This is a genomic window from Streptomyces sp. NPDC055013, from assembly GCF_053608645.1.
In genome coordinates, this window is the sequence record NZ_JBSGVW010000008.1 from 158937 (window position 1) to 177416 (window position 18480).

Here is an 18480-nt window from a genome sequence, read left to right on the forward strand (position 1 = left end):
AGCCCAAGAGCACCGGCAGAGTATTCCGCCGCGCGCACGCCGGCACCACGGACCCGGAATCCTCCCCCACCAGCCGCGGGTTTGGCAGGAAGTGACGGGGCCCAGAAGCGACCTCCCGTGGTCGACGTCCGCGCAGCCCTGGCGGGCGCCCGAGGAGTCGTCGTTGGTCGTCATCGGTTGCCCTGGGCCGGCCTTCGACGGCCCAGAGACGGCCCAAGCCCTGCGGCCTCATCTGCTGGAGGCGCCTCAAGAACAGGTAGCGTGATAATTCTTCGGCTCAGACGGGAGGGCGGAGCTGTTGCCGGAACATATGGTGCGAGCAAGCGAACTCTTGACCGAGCACGAGGTCGAACTGCTTCGGCGTTCCCTTCTTGAATGGGGCGGGCCAGCTCGGTGCAGTGATCCCCTCGCCATCGGCATGGGGTTCGCAGATGCTCCAGATCTGCTCGACCAGTGCCGTGTGCTGAATCTTGCACTCGGTGAAGATGCACCACTCAAGGCAGTTGACTGGGCACGAACTCTCCTGGCAACAGAGATCGTCTTTGCCAGCGATCCTGCTGGCTCGGGCGTCGATTGGTCAACGACCACCGGGTTCACCGACGAAGCCACGATCAGGACGCTGCGGTCAATCCAGCGCAAGCTTGCCGGCACCGTCAGGCCCTACTACGGGCGACGTCCGAGCCCTCCGCGTTGACTCCCCACCAACGGATGGATTGCCTAGACCGCCGTGCAAACAAGATCGTGTTACGAGCTCTTAGCGGCGAAACGGGCAGCCAGGGGTCTGGGCCTCCATCCGCATACCCGCTCTTCACCCGTGGGCATCCGTGCCGCCGGCAGTGGCCATAGTCGAATAGTGCTCCACTTATGACCGTCGGACCAACGGTGCTGGCGTCTAATGCAAAGTCGCGGCGCCAGTGGAGCAGTTCCGTGACGCCGAGCGGCGCTGCCCGTGCACGTGCGACCTCAAGGTTCTGGGTGCTCCTCGCTAGCAATCCGGCTGCGGGTGCACGCTCCATACGGAGGGGTGATACTGGAGATCTGTGTCCGGTATTCCTGTCTCCCGCTGTCCACCGGAGCGAGCCTCGCCATGTTGGGCACCGAGGAAGGGGACAGCCGTGACAACTACCTCGCGGGCACAAATTTTCCGGCGCACTGAAGGGATACCGGTCAGTCATGGGACAGCTCGATTGGCGCTACTGCGCAAAGTGTCAGTCGCTAGTATTCGACGGGTTTATAAACCGAGCCCCATGTGCAGCGGGCGGGTCGCACAAAGTATACGGTAGCTACAACTATAATCTCCTCGTTGCAGCACCCGGGTCAGGATCGATCCAAGTGAACTGGCGCTTCTGCAGAAAATGTTACGCATTGTTCTTCAACGGCTTTCTGAACAGCCGGTGCGCAGCTGGCGGTGGACACGACGGAACGGGCAGCTGGGATTACGGCCTAAATCATGGCCCTAATCGGACCTTGAGGCCAGGTGGTCGCCAGTATGGAGATCAGGCCGATTGGCGTTTCTGTAGAAAATGTTACGCACTGTTCTTCAACGGCTTTCCGACCAAGGTCCGATGTCCAGTCGGTGGTGAGCACGACGCAACGGGCAGCTGGGATTACAAGGTGGACTATCAGGTTCCCGGCCCTTGGGATTCGATGGATACTCAGGAGCGCCAAACCTGGGAGCTAGTCAGGGAATACTCAATGAGGGCGGGGGGCTGCCCTCGCGTGGAGGTCGATCCGCGACTCGTGGCCGTAGCCCGTGCCCATAGCGTGGACTTGCGCGATAATCCCACTTTATGGGACAAGAAATCCCCGGATGGCTATCCGGGTCATTACGGGTCCGACGGTAGCCTTTATGGAGATCGAATCACGAGGGCTACGGGGTCCACCGGCGTCGAGAACGTCTACCGCGCCTGGATCAGTGGTAACCACCCACCACCAAGCCCACAGCAGGCTTTCGATGCATGGCGGAAGAGCGCTGACCATGACGCGCAGATGAAAAACTGTGCTCACCGCTACACGGGCGTGGGTATAGCGGTGGCTCCCACACAGCCCGACGGCAAGACTTTCTACTACTTCACGCAGGTCTTCCAGCCTTGACTACGTGCCTCATCGTTTTCGTGGCGCTCGCGGCCTGGTGCAGATCATGTTTCCACCTTGCTGTCGTGCAGGACGAGGATGCCGGCCGCGTCGCAGCCGTCGACCATCTCGGTGGCTGATGCGATGATCCGCTCCAGCGTGGCGTCCACTGAGTCTTGCGCCAAAGGCGGGAACTGGTCGCGTTGTGCCGTGGAGTGCAGAGCGGGTCTTCGCCGTACGGGCAGCGCTGCCGGAGCGCTGTCGCGCGACCGTCGACCTCGGAGGCGGATGCGGACTCCGGCAAGGGGAGATCTTCGGGCTTCCGGTCGATGAGATCGCCTTCGACTCCGGATGGCTGCACATTGTGAACCAGGTGAAGGTGACGAAGGAAGGGCTCGTATTCGCCCCACCGAAGCGGAACAAGGTCCGCGACGTGCCTTTGCCGGACCGCGTGGCGCGCGTGCAAGTCGACGCCGCGGAGGTTAGTTCCGCTGAGTTTTGCGCGAGTGAACCTCGCATTTTTCAGAACTGCGGGGGGTAGTGGAGGGTTCCCGTCTTCTGCATACCTTCGCCCGAAATCGGATCCACTCAGGTCGCAGCCGTAAAAGTCGCCATTCGTTAGATTGGCTGCAAGGAACCAGCCGTTTCGATAAACCGCATTCACGAAGTGGGCGCCACGGGCGGTGCAGCGGGTGAAAGCCGCTCTTTCTGCCTTGCAGAAAGACAGGTCCGCACCGTCGAGCAGTGCGCCTGAGAATCCGGTCCCGGTCAAGTTGCTGTAGTCGAACATGGCCCCCCGGTAGTCACCATGCAGACGAGCATCAGTCAATCCACAGTGATAGAAGTCCAGCTTGGAGTCGTCTAGATCGACCGACCGCCTTCCAAGCACGGTGAGGGCAGCCTGAACGTCTGCGGTCACATGGACATCTTTAGGGGAACGTGGAGCGTCTCTGGTGTTCTCGCGGATATGGGCCGTTAGCAGCTCCACAACCGTAGGCTTATCGTCCTTCGAGTCCCTTGCGATGCGTTCGAGCGAGAAAATCCCACCAATTCTCACCGTCATATTCTCCGAAGACAGGAGCTTGATCGCCTCTACGTACCTGTCAGTTACTTGACCCTCGCGGGTGAGCTGTGCTTGCTCTCGATCCTTCTTTCGCGTGTGCTCGAACAGTTTCTCCGACTGTTCAAAGAGTCTCTCTGTGTGCTTATGGCTGCGGTGGGTGTAGTAAAGCCCGAGTCCAGCGATCATCCCTGCGCCCAGTGCTACGAGGGTCGTTCGGAAACCTGTGATGACAACACCGTCTGCGGGCTGTAGATCCTTCTGCCGCAGGTGGCTGCTATCAAACCACCAGGGCCCCTTCCAAAGGAGGAGCCCATATCCCAGCACGACCGCGGCAGCCGCGAGACCGATACCCACAGGTTTCACCCATGCCCTCATGCCTCGCAGCATGCCTCGACGAGCGAGGACCCAACCGCTCGACTGTGCAACCCTGAGGAACAATTGAGGTACAAGGAACCCAAGGCAGCCAGCAGGGTGTACGAAGGTCGGCGGAGTCTTAATGGCCGAGTCAAGCCCGCTCTGCGGGTCGGACGGCACTCGTCTTCGCCCGAATGGGCCCGCGAAGGCCCGGCTAAGCTCCCTGTATGACTGCCGTCGAACCGACTGACTCGAAGAGTGAACAGGAGAAGGGGCGCGTACCCCTCTGGCTCGATCCTGACGACCTTCGGTGGCTGTCCAGCCATTGCTGCTGTCCTCCGGACGCGTCCGAGGAAGAGCACGATCGCTGCGGGCGCATCCGCTTCCGGGCGAGTGCGGCACTCCACAAGCACGGCCTTGAGCACTGATGACAGGTAGGTGGCCCATCTGGTCGTCTTGACCGAGTCAGGCTGCTGTGGCTGCACCTGCTGGTGGTGGCGCGGTGGTGAAGGGGCGGTTGTCGCGTAGGAGGGCCCACAGGACGTCGACGCGACGGCGGGCGAGGGCGATGACGGCGGGGATGTGTTTGTGGCCCTGGGCTCGTTCTTGAGGTAGTAGGTGCGGTTGGGGCCGTCGCGGATGATGCTGGTCTGCGCGGAGAGGTAGAAGACGCATCGCAGGCGGCGGTTGTAGCGCTGGGGCCGGTGGAGGTTGCCGGTGCGGCGTCCGGAGTCTTTGGCGACGGGGACAAGGCCTGCCGCTGAGACGAGGTGGCCGGCGTCGGGGTAGGCGACCAGGTCGCCTGCAGCGACGAGGAATTCGGCGCCCAGGATGGGGCCGATGCCGGGCATCGACTCGATGATGTCGGCCTGTGGGTGGGTGTGGAAGGCGTCGCTGATCTGTTGGTCGAGCTGCTTGAGGCGTTCGTCCAGGGCCAGTATCTGTGCGGCGAGGTCTGCGGTGATGCCTGCGGCGGTGTCCTGGCCGGGCAGTTGGATGTGCTGGGCGTGTGCGGCTGTCAGTGCGGTGGCGGCGACTGTTTCGGGGTGGCGTACGCCTCGGGCGGTGAGCCAGCGTGTCAGGCGGGTCTGGCCACTCCACCGGAGCCACCGGGGGCAAGCGACTTTAGAGCCACACCCCACTCTTCCGGACCGCCAAACAACTTACGGAGCGACTTTGGCCGGGAGCTGCTTTGGGGCAAGTGATCATGGCCCCGTAAGCTTCCGGCGCGTCGGGCAGTCTGTGGACCTGCCCGGTAAAGCACGACGTTGGGACCATGATCTTCGAGGCTCGCGCCAAAGTGGCTGCCTAAAGCCCTGGAGCCGACCGCCCCAGCCACAGAGGGTGTCTCCCACCGAATGCCCGCAGCCGCCGAGCGCGCCGCTTGGCGCGGCCAGCCGGGGCGCAGACAGGAGGCAGGCTGTGCCGCAGAGGCGGCGCGCGCCCGCGCCGTGCGCGGGCCTTGATCGATGCAGCGAAAGTTCACTGCGGGCGTGCGCAGTGAGTCGCACAGGCCATTGAGGACCCTTCCGACGGCCCACAGACGGCCCAAACCCCACAAAGCGCAATGGGGCTGACGGCCAGTCACCGTCAACCCCACTGGTTACGTCGAAGGAAAACTAGCTCTGACCTGCCCCTACAGCACCGGCAGATTCTTCCGCAGCTCGAACGCCGTCACCTCGGACCGGTACTCCTCCCACTCCTGCCGCTTGTTGCGCAGGAAGAAGTCGAAGACGTGCTCCCCCAGCGTCTCGGCGACGAGGTCGCTGCGTTCCATGAGGGACAGGGCCTCGCCCAGGTTCTGGGGCAGGGGCTCGATGCCCATGGCGCGGCGCTCGGCGTTGGAGAGGGCCCAGACGTCGTCCTCGGCGCCGGGCGGGAGTTCGTAGCCCTCCTCGATGCCCTTGAGGCCGGCGGCCAGCAGGAGGGCGTACGCCAGGTACGGGTTGGCGCCGGAGTCCAGGGAGCGGACCTCGACCCGCGCCGAGCCCGTCTTGCCGGGCTTGTACATCGGGACGCGGACCAGGGCCGAGCGGTTGTTGTGGCCCCAGCAGATGTACGACGGGGCCTCGCCGCCGGCGCCCGCGGTGCGCTCGGAGCCGCCCCAGATGCGCTTGTAGGAGTTCACCCATTGGTTGGTGACCGCGGAGATCTCCGCCGCGTGCCGCAGCAGGCCCGCGATGAAGGAGCGGCCGACCTTGGAGAGCTGGTACTCGGCGCCCGACTCGTAGAACGCGTTGCGGTCGCCCTCGAACAGGGACAGGTGCGTGTGCATGCCGCTGCCCGGGTGCTCGGAGAACGGCTTCGGCATGAAGGTCGCCTGGACGCCCTGCTCCAGCGCCACCTGCTTCATGACCAGGCGGAACGTCATGATGTTGTCCGCCGTGGACAGCGCGTCGGCGTAGCGCAGGTCGATCTCCTGCTGGCCCGGCGCGCCCTCGTGGTGGGAGAACTCCACGGAGATGCCCATCGACTCCAGCATGGTGATCGCCTGACGGCGGAAGTCCATGCCGATGTTCTGCGGGGTGTGGTCGAAGTAGCCGGACTCGTCGGCCGGAGTGGGCCGGGAGCCGTCCAGGGGCTTGTGCTTCAGCAGGAAGAACTCGATCTCGGGGTGCGTGTAGAAGGTGAACCCCAGGTCGGAGGTGCGGGCAAGGGCGCGCTTGAGGACGTAGCGCGGGTCCGCGAAGGACGGGGAGCCGTCCGGCATCAGGATGTCGCAGAACATGCGGGCGGTGCCGGGGGCCTCGGCGCGCCAGGGCAGGATCTGGAAGGTCGACGGGTCCGGCTTGGCGATCATGTCGGACTCGTACACACGGGCGAAACCCTCGATCGCGGAGCCGTCGAAGCCGATGCCCTCGTCGAAGGCCTGCTCCAGCTCGGCGGGGGCCACGGCCACTGACTTGAGGAAGCCCAGCACGTCCGTGAACCACAGGCGTACGAACCGGATGTCGCGCTCCTCCAACGTCCGGAGCACGAACTCCTGCTGCTTGTCCATCTTGCGCTTCCCCATCCTTGCTGGTCAGGCCGCCTGTCTCCGGTGCAGCGGGAGGCGGTCGGGCACCTGAGCATCACACCACAACACCGTTTCAGGCGCGTTGCGCACCTTGATCGCCGCAGCGACCTCCGATCGAACGCCCGGCAAACGCCAGGTGTCCCGCCGCGATGCCCGGTGAACTGCTCTGCAGCCCATAGTGCCTGCTCGGACCGACATCCGTAATGCCGGGCCCCACAGGACCCACCCCGCTTTAATTTGCATCTTGGATGCAAGTTTTAATGAGGGCGGGCGGCCGCCCCTGCGCCGCCCGGTCGAGCCCGAGGAGAACCGATGCTGTCCGAGCAGTCCGTCGCCACCGTGCGTGCCACCCTCCCCGTCGTCGGCGGCGCCATCGGCGAGATCACCGAACGCTTCTACGCCGGGCTGTTCGCGGCCCGCCCCGAGCTGCTGCGCGACCTGTTCAACCGCGGCAACCAGGCGGCCGGCACCCAGCGCCAGGCCCTCGCCGGGTCGATCGCCGCGTTCGCGACGTACCTCGTGGACCACCCCGACGAGCGGCCCGACGCGATGCTGGCCCGCATCGCCCACAAGCACGCCTCCCTGGGCGTAACGGCGGAGCAGTACGCCCTCGTGCACGAGCACCTGTTCGCCGCCATCGCCGACGTGCTCGGCGAGGCCGTCACGCCCGAGGTCGCGGCCGCCTGGGACGAGGTCTACTGGCTGATGGCGAACGCGCTGATCGCGATCGAGAAGCGGCTGTACGAGGAGCGCGGCGGCAGCGAATGGCGGGAGTGGGAGGTCGTCGCCCGCGTGGCGGAGACCGCCGACGTGGCCACCTTCCGGCTGCGGCCCGCCGATGGCGGCCCGGCGGCGGACTTCCGGGCCGGGCAGTACGTCTCCGTCCAGGTCGAGCTGCCGGACGGGGCACGGCAGATACGCCAGTACAGCCTCTCGGCAGCGCCCGGCTCACCGCTGCGCCAGATCAGCGTGAAGCGGGTGCGCGGCGGCGGCACGGCTCCCGACGGCGAGGTCTCGAACCACCTCCACGCGCGCGTGCGCGTCGGCGACAGGCTGCGCGTGTCGGCGCCGTACGGCGATCTCGTCCTGGCCGGGAACGACACGGCCGCACCGCTGTTCCTCGCCTCCGCCGGCATCGGCGTGACCCCGATCGTCGCCATGCTCGGGCAGCTCGCGGACACCGGTCACCAGGGCCCCGTGATCGTCGCGCACGGCGACCGCTCCCCCGCCGAGCACGCCCTGCGCGCCGACCATGAGGCCTACGCCGGGAAGCTGCCGGACGCGGCGGTCCACTTCTGGTACGAGGAGGCCGCCCACCGCGACGAGGACGGCGCCGGCGTCTCCCACCGCACCGGGAGGGTCGACCTCACCGGCATCGCCGTACCGCAGGGCACGCACGCGTACCTGTGCGGTCCGCTGCCCTTCATGCGGGCGGTGCGGGCACAGCTGATCGGGAAGGGCGTGGCACCGGCCGACATCCACTACGAGGTGTTCGGCCCGGACCTCTGGCTCGCGCGGGAGAGCTGAAGCCGGGCCGGCCTCAGGGCGTGCGGCCGATCTGGAGCAGCAGCGGCCCGGTGGGGTCCGCGGTCACGTCGGCCAGCGTCAGCGGGTCCAGCGAGGCGAAGAAGGCCTCCTGGGCCCGCCGCAGCGCGCCGCGCAGCCGGCACCCGGAATGGAGCGGGCAGGGACTGTCGCCCTCGCACTCGACGACGTCGCCGTCCCCCTCGAAGGCACGCACGACCGCGCCGACCGAGGCGGTACGGCCCCTGTCGCTGAGCGACAGTCCGCCACCGCGGCCCCGGCGGGCGTCCACCAGGCCCAGGTGCTGCAACTCGGCGACGACCTTGGCCGCGTGCGTGTAGGGCACCTCCATGTCCGCCGCGACCTCGCGGGTCGTCGGCGTGCCGCCCTCCATGACGGCGAGCCGCATGAGGAGCCGTAGTGCCAGGTCGGTGGAGCGCAACAGCCGCATGTACGGCAGCGTAGATAATGCGCATCCACGGTTCAAAATATTCGGGCAGCGACCTTCGGCCGGCCGGCGGGATCATCCCGATCCGGCCTTTCCTCTGTCCTCTCCACATCCTCTCTACGAGATGTCACACCTTCCCCATTACGATCAGCGGACCCGACCGTCCCTTTCCCCAGAAGGACAACACCTCATGGGCTCCGCCAAGAACAAGAGCAACGCGGCTCGCAAGGCGCGAATAGAGGAGATGCGGCGTGCCGAGCGTGCCCGTGAGCGCCGTAACCGCATCCTGACGATCACGGCCAGCGTGGTGGTCGTCGTGGGTCTCGTGGCCGCCGGTGTCATCCTCGTCCGGTCGCAGTCCGACGCCGACAAGGACGAGGCGCAGCGGCCGGCCGACAAGACCCCCGGGAAGTTCGTCACCGGCAAGGACGGCGTGAAGACCTGGGACAAGAAGCTGTCGAGCACCCACGTCGAGACCAGTGTCGGGTACCCGATGGAGCCCCCGGTCGGCGGCGACCACCACCGGGCCTGGATGAATTGCAACGGCGACGTCTACGACAAGGAACTCCGCAAGGAGAACGCCGTGCACTCGCTGGAGCACGGTGCGGTCTGGGTGACGTACACGTCCAAGGCCGCCAAGGCCGACGTCGAGGCGCTGACGGCCAAGGTCAAGCAGACGCCGTACACGCTGATGAGCCCGGACGAGAAGCAGCAGGACCCGATCATGCTCAGCGCGTGGGGGCACCAGCGCACGGTGACGAGCGCGAGCGACCCGAACGTCGCCAAGTTCTTCGAGAAGTACGTCCAGGGCGAGCAGACGCCCGAGCCGGGCGCGGCGTGCACGGGCGGTCTGCCGGAGTGAGGGAGCACGTCGGCTGGATCGCCGGGACCGCGGCGGCCGTGCTCGTCGCGGTCGGCGCGCTCACCTACGCGGTCGCCGAGGACGGCGATTCGGGCGGGACGCCGGGCGTCGACTCGGCGGACGCCGGGTTCGCGCGGGACATGGCGGTGCACCACCAGCAGGCCGTCGAGATGTCGTACATCGTGCGCGACCGTACGAAGGACGAGGAGATCCGGCGGCTCGCGTACGACATCGCGCAGACCCAGGCCAACCAGCGCGGGATGCTGCTGGGCTGGCTGGACCTGTGGGAGCTGCCGAAGGTGTCGTCGGACGCGCCGATGACCTGGATGGGCATGGGTGACATGCCCGCGGGCGAGGACGGCGCGCTGATGCCGGGCATGGCCACGAACACGGAGATGAAGAAGCTTCAGGAGCTCAGCGGCAAGCAGGCGGAGATCTTCTTCCTGCAGTTGATGACGGCCCATCACAAGGGCGGCATCCACATGGCCGAGGGCTGTGTCGACAAGTGCTCGGTCGGCGTGGAGAAGCGGCTCGCGCAGACCATGGTGAACGGGCAGCAGTCGGAGATCGACCTGATGGCGGACATGCTGCGGGAGCGAGGCGCGAAGCCTCGCCCCTAGCCTGAATTGGCTTTGTCATTGCGTTGGTTGGGACCTTCTTGAGCCGCGCATTTCCCTGGCGTGAACGGTTCGTCGCTTAAGTGGCCACCGTCGGGTGATCCACTCGCACACGAATCGCACAGGGGGTTCCATGAGATCTCGACGTGCCGCGCTGCGCGCCTCAGTGAGTCTGGCGGCGACACTGCCTCTCCTCACCGGCGCGCTGGCACTCGGCATACCGGCGGCGCACGCCGCCGACGCCCCGGGCCGTGACCGGCTCGCCGGCACCAAGCCCGCCTGGGCCACGGCCCGGGCGGACAAGGGCGCGACCTCGGACAGCGCGCAGGTCTCCGCGCGCGTCTACCTCGCGGGCCGCGACGCGGCCGGCCTCGCCGCGTACGCGAAGGCCGTGTCGGACCCGGCCTCGGCGTCCTACGGCAAGTACCTGAGCGCCGGGCAGGCGCAGGCCCGCTTCGGCGCGACGAAAGCCCAAGTGGACGCCGTCCGGAGCTGGTTGACGTCCGCCGGCCTGAAGGTCACGGGGGTCACGCAGCACTACGTGGCCGTCACCGGTGAGGTGGCCGCCGCGGAGAAGGCGTTCGGCACCCAGCTGCACAACTACACCGAGGGCGCGAAGACCTACCGCGCTCCCACGGCGACCGCGTCCGTGCCGGACAGCCTCAAGGGTGCCGTCCTGACGGTCACCGGTCTGGACGACGCGCCGCACCTGGCGGGCCACCAGGACCGACTCCCGCCGCCGGAGACGGTGTTCCGCAACGCCGGGCCGTTCTCGACGTACCACGGCTCGAAGGCGGCGACCACGCTGCCGGACGCGTACGGCACGAAGATCCCGTACGCCGTCAAGGGCTACACCGGCAAACAGCTGCGCGCCGCGTACGGCGCGGGCAAGCGCACCGGCAAGGGCGTACGCATCGCCATCACCGACGCGTACGCCTCGCCGACGATCGCCTACGACGCGGGCACCTACGCGAAGCGCAACGGGGACGCGGCCTGGAAGAGCGGCCAGTTGCGCCAGGTCCTGCCCGCGCGGTACACGCGGACCGAGGAGTGCGGGGCGGCCGGCTGGTACGGCGAGGAGACCCTGGACGTCGAGGCCGTGCACGCGGTCGCGCCCGGCGCGCAGGTCACCTACGTGGGTGCCGCGTCCTGCTACGACGAGGACCTCCTGGACTCGCTCAGCAAGATCGTCGACAACCACCTGGCCGACCTCGTCTCCAACTCCTGGGGCGAGACCGAGGACGCGCAGACCCCGGACCTCGCGGCCGCCTACGACCAGGTCTTCCAGTTCGGCGCGGTCGAGGGCATCGGCTTCTACTACTCCTCCGGCGACGACGGCGACGAGGTCGCGAGCAGCGGCACCAAGCAGGTGGACATCCCGGCGAGTTCGGCGTGGGTGACGGCGGTCGGCGGCACCTCGCTGGCGGTCGGCAAGGGCGACAAGTACCTGTGGGAGACCGGCTGGGGCACCGAGAAGGCGCTCCTGTCGACGGACGGCGGGAGCTGGACCGGCTTCCCGGGCGCGTTCAACTCGGGCGCGGGCGGCGGCACGAGCCGGACGGTGGCCGAGCCGTACTACCAGAAGGGTGTCGTGCCGGACGCGCTCGCCGAGGCCAACGGTGCCGACGGCAACCGGGTCGTGCCGGACATCGCGGCGATCGCCGACCCCAACACCGGGTTCCTGGTGGGCCAGACGCAGACCATGCCGGACGGCACGACGCAGGCCTACGACGAGTACCGCCTCGGCGGCACCTCGCTCGCGGCGCCGGTGATCGCGGCCGTCCAGGCCCTCGCGCAGGAGGCCCGCGGCGGCAGGCCGCTCGGTTTCGCCAACCCGGCGATCTACGCCCGGTACGGCTCGAAGGCGTACCACGACGTCACCGACGACCCGACGGGCTCCGGCCTCGCCCTCGCCCGCGTCGACTACGTCAACGGCTACGACGCCACCGACGGCCTGACCACGTCCGTACGCAGCCTCGGCAAGGACAGCTCCCTGAAGGCCGTGAAGGGCTACGACGAGGTGACGGGCGTGGGGACGCCTGCGGGCGGCTATGTGGAGTCGTACCGGCGTCGCTGATCGGTGGCAGGGCACAAAGAGGCGCCCCGCCGACGGGGGAAGATCGGCGGGGCGCTTTGGTGCCGCAGTGGTTCAGGGGTGGCCTGGGCCCGGCAGGGCTCAGTGGACCGAGTGCTCCTCCAGCGGGAACGTTCCGCCGACCACGTCGTCCGCGAACGCCTTCGCCGCGTTGCCCATGACCTCGCGGAGGTCGGCGTACTGCTTGACGAACTTGGGGACGCGGCCGCCGGTCAGGCCGAGCATGTCCGTCCAGACCAGGACCTGGGCGTCGGTCTCGGCACCGGCGCCGATGCCGACGGTCGGGATGTGGAGTACCCGGGTCACCTCGGCGGCCAGTTCGGCCGGCACCAGCTCCAGGACGACCGCGAACGCGCCCGCGTCCTGGACGGCCTTGGCGTCGCGCAGGAGTTGCGCGGCGGCCTCCTCGCCGCGGCCCTGGACGCGGTAGCCCATGGCGTTGACGGACTGCGGGGTCAGGCCGATGTGGGCCATGACCGGGATGCCGGACTCGACCAGCAGGCGGATCTGCTCGTGCGAGCGCTCGCCGCCCTCCAGCTTGACCGCCCCGACGCCGGCCTCCTTGACCAGCCGGGTCGCCGAGCGCAGCGCCTGCACCGGGCCCTCCTGGTACGAGCCGAAGGGGAGGTCGCCGACGATCAGGGCGCGGGAGGTGCCGCGTACGACGGCCGCCGAGAGCATGGTCATCTCGTCGAGCGTCACCGGCACCGTGGTGTCGTAGCCGAGGTGGCAGTTGCCCGCGGAGTCACCGACGAGCATGACCGGGATGCCGGCCTCGTCGAAGACGGACGCGGTCATCGCGTCGTAGGCGGTGAGCATGGGCCACTTCTCGCCCCGCTCCTTGGCGAGGCCGATGTCGCGAACGGTGATGCGGCGTGTGCCCTTCCCCCCGTACAGCGCCTTGCTGCCGTCGGAGGTCTTCGCCTGAGGCGTCTGGGCAGCCGAAAGCTGCGTCATTGCAACGGCTCCTTCTGTCATCTCGAGGCGCCCTCACGGCGTCCCCGGATCCCCTCCATGGTGGCACCTCGTGTCAGGGACGGCCAGACCTCCCCGTGTGAGTTCCGCCCCGGTGTTCCGCCCCGCGTAAGCACTCGGTAAGAGTTTAAGATACGAGACGGTTCCGTATCGTAAAGGAGGTAGCGTCGACAGCATGACTTCTCCCGCCGCCACAGCCCCCCGCATACCGGAAGCCGTGCACCGGCGCCGTTGGGCGATCCTCGCCGTGCTGATGCTGAGCCTGCTGATCGTCGTCCTGGACAACTCGATCCTGAACGTCGCCATCAAGACCATCTCGACCCCGGCCCCGACGGGCCTCGGCGCCACCCAGAGCGAGCTGGAGTGGGCGATCAACGCCTACACCCTCGTCTTCGCCGGTCTGCTGTTCAGCGCGGGCATCCTCGGCGACCGGCTCGGCCGCAAGAAGGTCCTGCTCGGCGGGCTGGCCGTGTTCGGGATCGGTTCCGCCCTCGCCGCGTTCTCCGGCTCGCCCGGCGAGCTCATCACATTCCGCGCGGTGATGGGCCTCGGCGCCGCCTTCGTCATGCCGGCCACCCTCGCCGTCCTGATGAACGTCTTCGAGCGCGAGGAGCAGCCCAAGGCCATCGGCATCTGGGCGGGCGGTGTCGGGCTCGCCATCGCCATCGGGCCCATCACGGGCGGGGTGCTGCTCGACCACTTCTGGTGGGGGTCCGTCTTCCTCATCAACGTGCCGATCGTGCTGCTCGCCCTCGCGCTGATGCTGTGGCTGGTCCCGGACTCGCGGGACCCGAAGCCCGGCCGTATCGACCCCGTCGGCGTCGTGCTCTCCGTCGTCGGCCTCGTCCTGCTCGTCTACGGCATCATCAAGGGCGGCCAGCTGGCCGACTTCACCAACCCGACGGTGCTCGCGACCATCGGCTCCGGCGTCGCCGTGCTCGCCGCGTTCGTCGTGTTCGAGAAGCGCAGCGACCATCCGTCCATCGACGTCACGTACTTCCGCAACAAGGTCTTCTCGGCCGCGATCGGCGTGATCGCGCTGGTCTTCTTCGCCCTGATGGGCGTGACCTTCTTCTCGGTCTTCTACACCCAGAGCGTGCGCGGCTACTCGCCGTTGGAGACCGGCCTGCTGATGCTGCCGCTCGCCGCCGCCCAGATGATCTTCGCCCCGCGGGCCCGGCTCGTCGTCGACCGGTTCGGCAACCGGGCCACCACCACCGGCGCCATGCTGCTGATCGCCGCCACGCTGGCCGCGTTCGCCACGTTCGAGGCGGACACGCCGATCTGGATCCTGGAGGTCGTCTTCTTCCTCATGGGTACCGCGATGGCGCACATCATGACCCCGGTCAGCGTCGTCATCATGCAGGCCCTGCCCCGCGAGAAGGCCGGCTCCGCCTCCGCGCTCAGCAACACCTTCCGCCAGGTCGGCGGCGCGCTCGGCATCGCCGTGCTGGGCTCGGTCCTGTCGACGGCGTACCGAGGTGACATCGAGGGCCGGCTCACGGTGCTGCCGGAGGGCCTGCGGCACACCGCGGGCGAGTCCATCGAGGCCACGCTCGGCGTCGCGGACCGGCTCGGCCCCCGGGGCGACGCCCTGGTCGGCGCGGCCCACGACGCCTTCCTGCACGCCATGCACGTCACCGCGCTGTGGGGCGCGGGGGTCGCGGTGCTCGGCGCGGTGGTGGTCGGGCTGTTCCTGCCGGGGCGGCCGGCGGCGCCTCAGGAGGGCGAGACGGAACGGGAGTTGGCCGCCGCGGAGTAGGAGGCAGGCCTGCGACACGCGCCGACGCGCGCCCCGAACCCCGCGACGTGGTGCACGCCGACGCCGTACACCAGGGAGAATCACCCCAACCCACGGAAAGGACCGAGCCAAGTGAGCCTCGCCGACAGCCGGCCCCGGCAGGACGGCCCCACCCGGGGCCGACCCCGCAGCGAGGCCGTGGAACGGTCCATCATGGAGGGCATCCTCAAGCTGCTGGAGGACGGCGTGCCGCTCGCGGAGCTGTCCATCGAGCGCATCGCGCGTACCGCGGGAGTCGGCAAGGCCACCATCTACCGCCGCTGGAGCGGCAAGGAGGAGCTCTTCGTCGACGTCGTGCGCGCCGCCGAGCCGCCCGACCCCGAACTGCCCGGCACCTCGGTGCGCGACGATGTCGTGGCGCTGCTGGAGCAGTTGCGGCAACGCGGTCTGATGACCCGTTCGTCGGTGCTCATGCACAACGTCATCGCCCAGATGAAGAGCAGCCCGAAGATCTGGGACGCCTACCACACGACCGTCGTCGAGCCACGGCGCAGGAAGCAGCACGCGATCCTGCGCCGCGGACAGGACAACGGTGAACTGCGCGCGGACATCGACGTCGACGTGATGAACGACATGATCTTCGGACCGATGCTGGTGCGGGCCGTCATGCGCCCGGACGCCGAACTCCCGGAAGGCCTGGCTGAGCAGATGGCCGACGCCGTGCTCGAGGGTCTACGGCCCGTCAGTTCACCCACCCCGTAGATCGAATGTGCGCGTTTCGTCACAGAGCGCGCTTTCCCCCGGCGCATCCGGAACTCACGAGGCCGACTTGTACGTCCTCGCCCCCGTACGGCCGTCATGAGTACGGCGGGATCGGAGCCGATCATCCCCTAGGGTTTCTCTGGGCGCGGGGGGACGACGGTGTTGCACGGCAGGTAGTGAGGCGACGGTATGGCGCAGCAGGCGTACGTGACGGAGACGGACAACGGCGGCTCGGGTCCCGAGCGCCGGGAACCCGGGCTTCAGCGCCTGACAAACCGCCTGAAGGGCCTGGTCGCGGGCTGGCGCGGCGACCCGCGTGTCTGGCGCCGGGGCATCGTCCTGGCCGCCCTCGCGCTCATCCTCGCCCTGGTGATGCTGCTGCACGCGCAGATCCCGAACGCCATCGGCAACCTCGGCAGCCTCACGGAGACGTTCCTGCCCTGGCTGGGCCTGTTCGTCCCGGTGCTGCTCCTGCTGGCCCTCGTCCGCAGGTCCGCGACCGCGCTGATCGCCGTGCTGGTCCCGGCGATCGTCTGGCTGAACCTGTTCGGGGGCCAGCTCACCGACAAGACCGGCGTCGGCGGCGACCTCACGGTGGCCACGCACAACGTCAACGCGGACAACGCCGACCCGGCCGGCACCGCCCGGGACGTGGCCGCGTCCGGCGCGGACGTGGTGGCCCTGGAGGAGCTGACGGCCGCGGCGGTTCCGACGTACGAGAAGGCGCTGGCGTCGACGTACAAGTACCACTCGGTGCAGGGCACCGTCGGGCTGTGGAGCAAGTACCCGCTGAGCGGGGTCGAGCCGGTCGACATCAAGCTGGGCTGGGTCCGTGCCATGCGGGCCGCGGTGACCACGCCGTCCGGGCAGGTCGCGGTGTACGTCGCCCACCTGCCGTCGGTGCGGGTGAAGGTGGAGGCCGGGTTCACCGCCCGGCAGCGCGACAAGAGCGCCGACGCGTTGGGTGAGGCCATCGCCGACGAGTCCCTCCGGCAGATCGTCCTGCTCGGCGACCTGAACGGCACGATGAACGACCGCGCGCTGAACGCCGTCACCGCACAGATGCGCTCCACGCAGGGCGCGTCGGGCAGCGGGATGGGCTTCAGCTGGCCGGCGTCGTTCCCGATGGCCCGGATCGACCAGATCATGGTGAAGGGCCTGGAGCCGATGAGCTCCTGGACGCTGCCGGAGACGGGGAGCGACCATCTGCCGGTGGCTGCGCGTGTGAAGGTCGACACATCAGCGTCCTGAAAACCCCTGGTCAGCGGCGCCTGGACGGGTCTCGGCAACCGGATTGTCAGCTGCCGGAATACCGGGCCTGAGAGACTTTGTTCCGTACTTGAACATATGGAACGAACATCACGGAGTACGAAGCTCCGCTCTCGACCCTGAAAGGCAAAGGCACTTCATGCCCCTGGCCCTGCTCGCCCTGGCCGTCGGCGCCTTCGGCATAGGTACGACCGAGTTCGTGATGATGGGCCTACTGCCCGAAGTCGCGAACGACCTGGACATCTCGATCCCCACCGCCGGACATCTGGTCTCGGCGTACGCCCTCGGCGTCGTCATCGGCGCCCCGCTGCTGGCCGCGGTCACGGCCCGCATGCCCCGCCGCACGGTCCTGATCGGACTGATGGCCCTGTTCGTCGCGGGCAACGCGCTGTCCGCCTTCGCCCCCGACTACCACTGGCTGATGGCCGCCCGCTTCCTCAGCGGCCTGCCGCACGGCGCCTTCTTCGGCGTCGGCGCGGTCGTGGCGACGGGCATGGTCGCCCCGGAGCGCAAGGCCCGCTCCGTGTCGCTGATGTTCCTCGGCCTGACGATGGCGAACGTCGCGGGCGTGCCGGTGGCCACGCTGATGGGCCAGAGCCTGGGCTGGCGGGCCACCTTCCTCGGCGTGAGCACGATCGGTCTGGCCGCGATGGCGGCGCTGGCGCTGCTCATCCCGCGCGCCGAGGCGCACACCGCCGAGCAGGCGGGCCTGCGCGGCGAACTGGCCGCCCTGCGCTCCCTGCCGGTGTGGCTGGCGCTCGGCACGACGGTCGCGGGCTTCGGCGCGCTCTTCGCCGCGTACAGCTACATCACGCCGATGCTCACCGACGCCGCCGGGTACACCGACGCCAGTGTGACGCTGCTGCTGGCGCTGTTCGGTGTCGGGGCGACGGCGGGCAACCTGCTGGGCGGGCGCCTGGCGGACCACGCGATGCGAGGGACGCTGTTCGGGGGTCTGCTCTCGCTGGCGCTGGTCCTGGCTCTCTTCCCGCTGCTGATGTCGACGGCGTGGAGCGCGGCCCTGGCGGTCGTCCTGCTGGGCATGGCGGCCTTCGCCACGGGCTCCCCGCTCCAGCTGATGGTGATGGAGAAGGCGTCCAGCGCCCCGTCCCTGGCCTCATCGGCCAACCAGGCCGCCTTCAACCTCGCCAACGCGGGCGGTGCCTGGATCGGCGGCCTCGCCCTCGCGGCGGGCCTCGGGGTCACCTCGCCGGCACTGGCGGGCGCCGCACTGGCCGTCCTCGGGCTCGCGGTCGCGGGTGCCGCCTACGCGGTGGACCGACGCGGGGGCGCTCCGCGGAGCGGGCCACAGCGAGTCGTCGCGGGACAGGTCCCGCAGCGGGCCGAAACCGTTCGGCACTGAGGTTCCACGTCACGGCCCGGGCGTCCCTCGGCGGCCTCGCCCCCGCGGCGGGCCCCGGGGCCACCCCGCCGGCACTGACAGGCGCCGCACTGGCCGTCCTCGGGCTCGCGGCCGCGGGTGCCGCCTACGCGGTGGACCGGCGCGGGGGCGCCCCGCGGAGCGGGCGACAGCGGGTCGTCGCGGGACAGGTCCCGCAGCGGGCCGAAACCGTTCGGCACTGAAGTTCCACGTCACGGCCCGGGCGTCCCTCGGCGGCCTCGCCCCCGCGGCGGGCCCCGGGGCCACCCCGCCGGCACTGACAGGCGCCGCACTGGCCGT

At 68.6% G+C, this 18480-nt stretch carries 13 protein-coding genes and 3 pseudogenes; 11 read left to right on the forward strand and 5 right to left on the reverse strand.

Annotation, left to right across the window (positions count from 1 at the left end; translation table 11 throughout):
- Nucleotides 1–331: 331 nt before the first annotated feature.
- The 3 genes and pseudogenes from ACWGDB_RS13225 to ACWGDB_RS13235 form a co-directional block, all read left to right on the forward strand.
- Complete coding sequence (locus ACWGDB_RS13225; RefSeq protein WP_453822506.1) at nt 332–694, forward strand: hypothetical protein; 363 nt, start codon at nt 332–334, stop codon at nt 692–694.
- Nucleotides 695–1695: 1001 nt separating this feature from the next.
- The gene (locus ACWGDB_RS13230) at nt 1696–2094 is read left to right on the forward strand and encodes a CAP domain-containing protein (RefSeq protein ID WP_453822611.1); all 399 of its coding nucleotides are present in this window, start codon (nt 1696–1698) and stop codon (nt 2092–2094) included.
- A 160-nt stretch (nt 2095–2254) separates the two neighbouring features.
- Nucleotides 2255–2533: pseudogene (locus ACWGDB_RS13235) on the forward strand (site-specific integrase); the annotation flags it as partial.
- A gap of 33 nt (nt 2534–2566) precedes the next feature.
- Here ACWGDB_RS13235 and ACWGDB_RS13240 read toward each other — a convergent pair.
- From ACWGDB_RS13240 to ACWGDB_RS13250, 3 genes and pseudogenes are all read right to left on the reverse strand, one after another.
- Nucleotides 2567–3937, reverse strand: a pseudogene (locus tag ACWGDB_RS13240) (pentapeptide repeat-containing protein); the annotation flags it as partial.
- An 18-nt stretch (nt 3938–3955) separates the two neighbouring features.
- Nucleotides 3956–4605: pseudogene (locus ACWGDB_RS13245) on the reverse strand (transposase); the annotation flags it as partial.
- Nucleotides 4606–5126: 521 nt separating this feature from the next.
- A complete protein-coding gene (locus tag ACWGDB_RS13250) occupies nt 5127–6488 on the reverse strand; it encodes a glutamine synthetase family protein (RefSeq protein WP_328428208.1) in 1362 nt (453 codons plus the stop codon).
- 330 nt (nt 6489–6818) lie between these two features.
- Here ACWGDB_RS13250 and ACWGDB_RS13255 point away from each other — a divergent pair, with 330 nt between their 5' ends.
- On the forward strand, nt 6819–8033 hold the full coding sequence (locus ACWGDB_RS13255) for a globin domain-containing protein (protein WP_453822507.1): 1215 nt from the start codon (nt 6819–6821) through the stop codon (nt 8031–8033).
- Between the two features lie 13 nt (nt 8034–8046).
- On the opposite strand, the gene ACWGDB_RS13260 is transcribed toward ACWGDB_RS13255, so the two are convergent.
- On the reverse strand, nt 8047–8481 hold the full coding sequence (locus tag ACWGDB_RS13260; protein ID WP_453822508.1) for an Rrf2 family transcriptional regulator: 435 nt from the start codon (nt 8479–8481) through the stop codon (nt 8047–8049).
- A 187-nt stretch (nt 8482–8668) separates the two neighbouring features.
- Here ACWGDB_RS13260 and ACWGDB_RS13265 point away from each other — a divergent pair, with 187 nt between their 5' ends.
- The 3 genes from ACWGDB_RS13265 (at nt 8669) to ACWGDB_RS13275 (ending at nt 12034) form a co-directional block, all read left to right on the forward strand.
- A complete protein-coding gene (locus tag ACWGDB_RS13265; RefSeq protein WP_453822509.1) occupies nt 8669–9340 on the forward strand; it encodes a DUF3105 domain-containing protein in 672 nt (223 codons plus the stop codon).
- On the forward strand, nt 9337–9960 hold the full coding sequence (locus tag ACWGDB_RS13270) for a DUF305 domain-containing protein (protein WP_453822510.1): 624 nt from the start codon (nt 9337–9339) through the stop codon (nt 9958–9960). The genes ACWGDB_RS13265 and ACWGDB_RS13270 overlap by 4 nt, the downstream gene beginning before the upstream one ends.
- A 130-nt stretch (nt 9961–10090) precedes the next feature.
- Entirely contained in the window at nt 10091–12034 is a 1944-nt protein-coding gene (locus ACWGDB_RS13275) for a S53 family peptidase (protein WP_453822511.1), read from the forward strand.
- Nucleotides 12035–12133: 99 nt separating this feature from the next.
- Here the strand turns inward: ACWGDB_RS13275 and panB are convergent, their stop codons facing one another.
- Nucleotides 12134–13009, reverse strand: coding sequence for a 3-methyl-2-oxobutanoate hydroxymethyltransferase (panB, locus tag ACWGDB_RS13280; RefSeq protein ID WP_383596180.1), 876 nt, complete (start codon nt 13007–13009; stop codon nt 12134–12136).
- Nucleotides 13010–13202: 193 nt separating this feature from the next.
- On the opposite strand from panB, the gene ACWGDB_RS13285 reads away from it, so the two are divergent.
- The 4 genes from ACWGDB_RS13285 (at nt 13203) to ACWGDB_RS13300 (ending at nt 18162) form a co-directional block, all read left to right on the forward strand.
- Entirely contained in the window at nt 13203–14789 is a 1587-nt protein-coding gene (locus tag ACWGDB_RS13285) for an MFS transporter (RefSeq protein ID WP_453822512.1), read from the forward strand.
- A gap of 111 nt (nt 14790–14900) precedes the next feature.
- On the forward strand, nt 14901–15530 hold the full coding sequence (locus ACWGDB_RS13290; RefSeq protein WP_453822513.1) for a TetR/AcrR family transcriptional regulator: 630 nt from the start codon (nt 14901–14903) through the stop codon (nt 15528–15530).
- A gap of 189 nt (nt 15531–15719) precedes the next feature.
- Nucleotides 15720–16781, forward strand: a complete 1062-nt coding sequence (locus ACWGDB_RS13295) for an endonuclease/exonuclease/phosphatase family protein (protein ID WP_453822514.1) — start codon at nt 15720–15722, stop codon at nt 16779–16781.
- A 157-nt stretch (nt 16782–16938) separates the two neighbouring features.
- Nucleotides 16939–18162 (forward strand): MFS transporter, encoded by a 1224-nt coding sequence (locus ACWGDB_RS13300; RefSeq protein ID WP_453822515.1) that lies wholly within the window; start codon nt 16939–16941, stop codon nt 18160–18162.
- The last annotated feature ends 318 nt before the right edge of the window (nt 18163–18480 follow it).